This is a genomic window from Mucilaginibacter sp., from assembly GCF_036383575.1.
Lineage (GTDB): Bacteria > Bacteroidota > Bacteroidia > Sphingobacteriales > Sphingobacteriaceae > Mucilaginibacter.
On the sequence record NZ_DASVOB010000140.1, the window covers coordinates 1 to 6,423 of the forward strand.

At 43.9% G+C, this 6,423-nt stretch carries 4 protein-coding genes; 1 reads left to right on the top strand and 3 read right to left on the bottom strand.

The features are described 5' to 3' along the window. The 3 genes from VF500_RS05135 to VF500_RS05145 form a co-directional block, all read right to left on the bottom strand. A partial coding sequence (locus VF500_RS05135; protein WP_330858644.1) for a SusC/RagA family TonB-linked outer membrane protein occupies positions 1-2,509 on the bottom strand: 2,509 nt, incomplete at its 3' end. A 29-nt stretch (positions 2,510-2,538) separates the two neighbouring features. After that, positions 2,539-3,447 (bottom strand): carbohydrate kinase, encoded by a 909-nt coding sequence (locus tag VF500_RS05140; protein WP_330858645.1) that lies wholly within the window; start codon positions 3,445-3,447, stop codon positions 2,539-2,541. A gap of 7 nt (positions 3,448-3,454) precedes the next feature. Beyond that, positions 3,455-4,783, bottom strand: a complete 1,329-nt coding sequence (locus tag VF500_RS05145) for a sugar porter family MFS transporter (protein ID WP_330858646.1) — start codon at positions 4,781-4,783, stop codon at positions 3,455-3,457. Positions 4,784-5,128: 345 nt separating this feature from the next. On the opposite strand from VF500_RS05145, the gene VF500_RS05150 reads away from it, so the two are divergent. After that, a partial coding sequence (locus VF500_RS05150; protein WP_330858647.1) for a substrate-binding domain-containing protein occupies positions 5,129-6,423 on the top strand: 1,295 nt, incomplete at its 3' end.

Genomic DNA, 6,423 nt, shown 5'->3' on the forward strand with positions numbered 1-6,423 from the left:
AATGTCCTATGATGGTATTATCAATATTGCCTGGGTAGGCTGGCCTTACATTCTCCGGCAAATCTGTGATCTTATCCCTGAAGTGAGAAAAGTTTAAAGTTACGTTGTAATTAAAATCTCCCGACCGTTGCCCGTGATAGGTTACTAAAAACTCCCAGCCCCTATTGGTTTTTGATGCACCGTTAACAGTTTTAGATTGTCCTTCGCCCAATGCAGATGCAACCGGCGGAGTGATCAGGATGCCTGTGGTTTTTCTGGTAAAATAGTCAAATGAACCGGAGATCTTACCATTTAATATGGCAAAGTCTAACCCCGTGTTTAATTCGTCGGTAGTTTCCCATTTAAGCGCTGGGTTTTCTGCCTGAGTTTGAACAAAGCCAGATGGCAGTGATCCTGTATTAGCCCCTGACAATGAATATGCGGTACCAACGTTCATATATTGTTCCCAAAAGCCGGGGGTAAGTTGGTTTTGGGTAGTGCCGTAACGTGTATTATAAAGCGCGTAGCGCGATAGGTCGCCGATTTCCTGGTTACCTACCCGACCAACACCAGCTCTTAATTTCAGTTCAGAAAATATGGTGCTGTTTTTCATGAAGCTTTCCTGGTCTATTTTCCAGCCGGCTGAAGCAGATGGAAAAATACCATACTGATTATTGGCACCAAACCTTGACGAACCATCACGACGAACTGTGGCCGACAGTAAATATTTGCCTGCATAATTGTAATCAAAACGACCAAACTGTGAAAACAAACTGTTACCTGTTGATCTGCCGGTAACAATAGTATTTCCTGTGCCGGCATCTAACGTAAAGTAATCTTCAGTTTGGATCGCATATCCTTGTTTCAGGGTAGTTTGAAAATCAGTAAAGGTTTTAATATACTCTGTACCTACTAATATTTTAAAGTGATGCTTAGCGTTTAAATCATAGCTGTACCTTAAAGTATTAGAGAGTGTGGTGCTTAAATAATGATTTTGATCAAAGAACAGGCTGTTGGTTGTACGGTTCAGCGCCCCCTCTGAAAAAGTTGGCGTGATCACCTTGCTCAGGTAATCTGCATTGTCGGCACCATAATTTGACCTGAAGAATAAATTCTTGATGGGTTGTACCTCTAAAAATACGTTACCAAATGTGTTTAACCTGTTGGCATTATTCCATTTAGCAAGGTCCTGCATATGCAAAGGATTGTTCCTGTCAGAGTAGCCTGCCCCTGACTCGCCGGCATAGGTTACACCATCTTTTTGATAAACAGGGATGGTTGGGGCCAGCGTAACCGCAAGGAACGGGGTTGAAGCGCCACCCAGATCCGTAGTAGTAAGGGTTTCGTTTGAGTTAGTGATCTTTATGTTAACGCCGAAGGTAACTTTGCCATCAAAGGGCCGGGTTATGGCATTAATGCTACCGGTGGTACGCCCATATTTAGTAAAGCGCACAAGGCCTGTATTCTTTATATTTCCAAAATTTATCTGGAGCGAAGAATTTTTATTACCTATCGAAGCTGTAAAGTCATTATTGTAAACATAGGCAGTTTTATACAGCACGCTTTGCCAGTCGGTATCGCCAGCCGGGGTATTGGGGTCACCACCTACAAATGGTTTAGGCGTAACACTATTTAAAACTGGGTTACCGAAATTATTATTCCAGTCGAAGTTATAGATCTCTCCATAACCAGCGGCAGGATCCTGCCCGTCGTTTACGGAGGCTTGCCACAAGGCCTTACCCCTGTCAACTGAGTTCAGCATTTTAAACCTTAACGATTTTTCGGACTGGATTGAGGTACTGTTATTAAATTGGAACTGCACCTTACCCTCGGTATTGCCACCGTTTTTGGTAGTAACGATGATTACACCATTAGATGCACGAGAACCATAAATTGACTCGGACGAAGCATCCTTTAACACCTGAACCGAGGCTATATTTGAAGGCGACAAATTTTGAAATACCTCGGGCCTTGTAGTGGGGATACCATCAATAATATACAGCGGGTTATTGTTGCCTAAAGTATTTGCTCCCCTGATCAGGATCCTGCTGGTTGAGCCATTTGCCGACCCATCTTTTTCAATATATAAACCCGCAACCCTACCCTGTAAGGCCTGCATGGTATTGCCCGAACTGTTGTTTTTTACTGGCGCTAAATCAACTACTGCAACTGCTCCTGTCAAATCTTTCTTTCTTTCGGAGGTATAACCGGTTACAACTACTTCATTAAGCTTGTTTTCTGCATCTTTGAATACTACGTTAAGTGTTTTAGTATCGGCAGTAATAGCTATAAGTATTGGTTTGGCACCTACATAGGAAAACCGTACAGACTCGCCGTTTTTCACAGCGATGCTGAATTTTCCGTTGGCGTCTGACAGCGTTGATTTTTGGGATTCAACAACCACTATGGTAACTCCGTCGATAGGTTTTGAGGAGTTGTCTAACACCGTCCCGCTGATGATGCGGGATTGCGCGTATCCTTCACTTATTAGTAGTATAAGAAAGGAACAAATAAGTAATAATTTTCTCATTGATTTTGATTTAAGTGTAATTGGTTTGGTTAAAACATCTTGTTTATAAAGTCTTGATACTCTCTGATCTTATAATCCGGACAACCTCCTTTCTTTGTTGCAATAAAGCCGCCCATCGCTATCGCATTTTTTAATATGATTTCTGGTGATACGCCACGATAATGATTGGCAATAAAGGCGGCCAGGAATGAGTCGCCGCTGCCTATGGTATCCCGCACCTTTACCTCGCGGCCTGCGGCATGATATGCTTTGTCGTTTTTGTAATACGATGCACCGAACTCGCCCTTGGTAACTATAATTTCGGGCACATTGAAATGCTCCTGGATAAACCTGATCTGCTCCGATTCTTTGCCGAATGATCCGCGGAAAAAACTCTGTACCATTTCCAACTCGGCCTGGTTAAACTTTACGATATCGGCCTTGTGTAACAGCTGGCCCAGCAAATCGCGGGTAATGAATGGCGGCCGAAGGTTAATATCAAATACCTTAATAGCGTCACTTTCCAGCAGTTCCATAAGCGTACTGCGCGAAACATCATTGCGAGAGGCCAGGCTGCCAAAAACAAAATAGGTTGAAGGCTTTAACTGGCCGATGATGTCTTTGCTATCGCTGATAAAATCCCAGGCAACCGGAAAAATGATCTCGTACGATACCTCATTACCATTATTCATTTTGGCTATTACCTGGCTGGTTGGATGCTCGGTATCGGTTTGCAGCAGGTGTTTTTTTATCCCCCAGTCGTCAAGCAGGTTTTCAAGCTTCTGCCCATTAGCATCCTTACCTATTTTACTCACCAGGCTGGTTTGCACGCCAAGCTTATTGAGGTGATAGGCTACATTGAGCGGTGCGCCGCCGGGCTGCGGTCCATCGGGCAAAACGTCCCAAAGTATTTCGCCGTAGCAAATGGCCGGTGTTATAGTTTCATTTAGCATATTCATGATATTATTAATGCATTACCATATTGGTTCCTATTTGCTCCAATGAGCGGCCTTTGGTTTCGGGCATAAACTTCCATACGAAAACCAGCTGGCAAACCATCATAATACAGAAGAAGGAAAAAGTGACTGCGCCACCCAGTGATTCGGCCAGGTATGGAAAACAAAAAGCTATAATAGCAGCCATGATCCAGTGGGTTGAGCTACCCAATGTTTGCCCTTTGGCCCTAACCTGGTTAGGAAAGATCTCCGAGATAAACACCCAGATAACTGCTCCCTGCGAAAAGGCGAAGAAAGCGATGAAGATCATCATGTAAACAGGTATGGCAAACCCGCTGAAGTGGCCTGAATAAAAGGTAACAGCCACCAAAAACAAGGAGGCAATAAGGCCGAACGAGCCAACAATCATTAAAATTCGTCGGCCTACCCTGTCAATAATATTGATGCCCAGCAGGGTAAAAATAAAGTTGATAAGCCCGATGCCTACTGTTGACAATAACGATGAATGTGCACCCAGACCAGCCATTTCAAATATCCGCGGTGCATAATATATTATGGCGTTAATGCCCGATACCTGGTTAAAAAAGGCAAACAGCACAGCCAATATCACCGGCGTTTTATACTGCCCTGAAAAGAGATTAGCTTTTGATTCAGAGGCGTCAACAAGACTTGAGTTTTTGATCGAGGCCAGTTCGTCTTCGCAATTGAGGGGGTTTATAACACGTAATATTTCAAGCGCCCTTGTGGTTTCATTCTTTTTAAGGATAAGCCAGCGCGGGCTTTCCGGAATGAAATAGATCAACACTAAAAACAAAGCCGACGGAAAGGCCTGTACTCCCAGCATCCAGCGCCATGAGGTTTCGCCCCCCTGGCTAATGAGGTAGTTTGACAGGTATGAGATCAGGATCCCCAATACCACATTAAACTGGAACAACCCCACTAAACGGCCGCGCCTGTCTGCAGGCGATACTTCTGAAATATAAATAGGTGCCGTTACCGATGATATGCCTACGCCAAGGCCGCCTAACAACCTGAAGGTTAAAAACACATACCAATTATCGGCCATAGCAGTACCAACTGATGATAACAGGTAAGCAGCAGCTACAAAGTATAGGGTATTTTTCCGTCCGAAGATATCTGAAGGCCTGGCACCAAACAGCGATCCTATTACAGTACCTATTAATGCAATAGATATGGTAAGCCCGTGTTCAAATACCGAAAGATGCCAGAATTGCTGGATAGATTTTTCGGCGCCTGATATCACGGCGGTATCAAACCCGAAAAGAAAGCCACCAAGGGCCACGACCATGGACCAGGCCAGGACGGAATGTTTTCTCATAATAATTATAAAGTGTTAATTGGATTTACGGTTGCAAAGTAGGCCCATTTGCAAAGCGGCAGTTATTGATATCATACCAAATATGTATAAAAATCAAACCACTCATAAATAGTTAAAAATCAGATAGATAAAATTCAAAGCATAAAATTTCGATACCAAACCTTCAATTCTGTTACCGGCATATTTCAATTTTGATACATGGTTACACCATTGTGATAGCCCCCTGAACCCGCCTGGTTTGTTTTGTAAAAACATTTATTGATACCTTTGTTACAAGGCGCCCGAAAAGATTGCGTCAACCAGTAAAACCACGTTTAAACATCTTTATAACCTTATTAAAAGCTAATGGCTTTGTATCATAACCTGCGCAACATATTTCTGTTACCTGTACTCCTGCTGCTTTTATTTACCGGCTGTAAAAAAGCCGATAAAAGATCGCAGTACACCATAGGGTTTTCGCAATGCATAGGCTCTGATCTTTGGCGGCGTAATATGCTTGATGAAATGAAAATGGAACTTTCATTACATCCTGACGCACAGTTTATTTATACCGATGCCGATGGCAACAGCAAAAAGCAGGTTGAGCAGGTTAAAAAAATGCTGGATGAAGGGATAGACCTGCTCATTATATCACCCAACGAAGCCCAGCCGCTTACCGGCATTGTGGAGCAGGCCTATAATAAAGGTATCCCGGTTATAGTTATCGACCGTAAAACATCGTCAGAATCGTACACCGCTTACGTAGGCGCCAACAATTACCAGCTTGGCAAAATGGCCGGCGAGTACGTTGGTTCGGTATTAAAAGGCAGTGGCAACATCATAGAGGTGATGGGGCTGCCCGGCTCCTCTCCTGCTATCGAGCGGCAGCGGGGCTTTAGCGACGGTGTTTCAAAATTCGGCAATATTCATATCACAGCGCAGGTTTATGGCGACTGGCTCAAGGCCAACGCTCAAAAACAGCTGGAAATGATGCAGCCAGCCTTGAAAAATGCAGATGCCATATTCGCTCATAACGATGTGATGGCACAAGGAACACGCGAAGTGCTGAACCGGCTGGAGCCACAACGCAAAGTAAAAGTGTTTGGAGTTGATGCATCTCCAGGCAACAGCGGGGGCCTGCAAATGGTAGCCTCAAAAACAATTACCGCCAGTATGCTTTACCCTACCGGCGGCAAGGAGGCTATAACCATTGCATTCCGCATTTTAAATAAAGAGTCGTTTGCCAAGCAAAATATATTGCAATCGTTGGTTATTGACAGTACCAATGTACAATTAATGAAATTGCAATGGAACAAGATCAACAGCCAGCAAAAAGATATTGAGCGGCAGCAATCATTGCTTGCAGAGCAGCGGGAGGTTTATAACAGCCAGGAACTGGTGCTTAATATTATTGTTATTACGCTGGTGCTGGATATAGTTTTTGGGGGGCTTGCATTTTATTCGCTGATGGAAAACCGCAAGATCAACAAAAGTCTTGAGGTTAAAAACGACGAGATTTTATCGCAACGGAACCAACTGATCGAGATGTCGGCACTTGCTGAGGCTGCCACCGAGGCTAAGCTCAACTTTTTTACTAATATCTCGCATGAGTTTCGTACGCCGCTAACACTCATCCTGTCGCCGGTTGAGGATATGATGCG

Bases quoted from the DNA above. Each gene is read 5' to 3' on its own strand.
- VF500_RS05145 (WP_330858646.1), bottom strand. From the start codon at position 4,783: ATGAGAAAACATTCCGTCCTGGCCTGGTCCATGGTCGTGGCCCTTGGT.
- VF500_RS05140 (WP_330858645.1), bottom strand. From the start codon at position 3,447: ATGAATATGCTAAATGAAACTATAACACCGGCCATTTGCTACGGCGAA.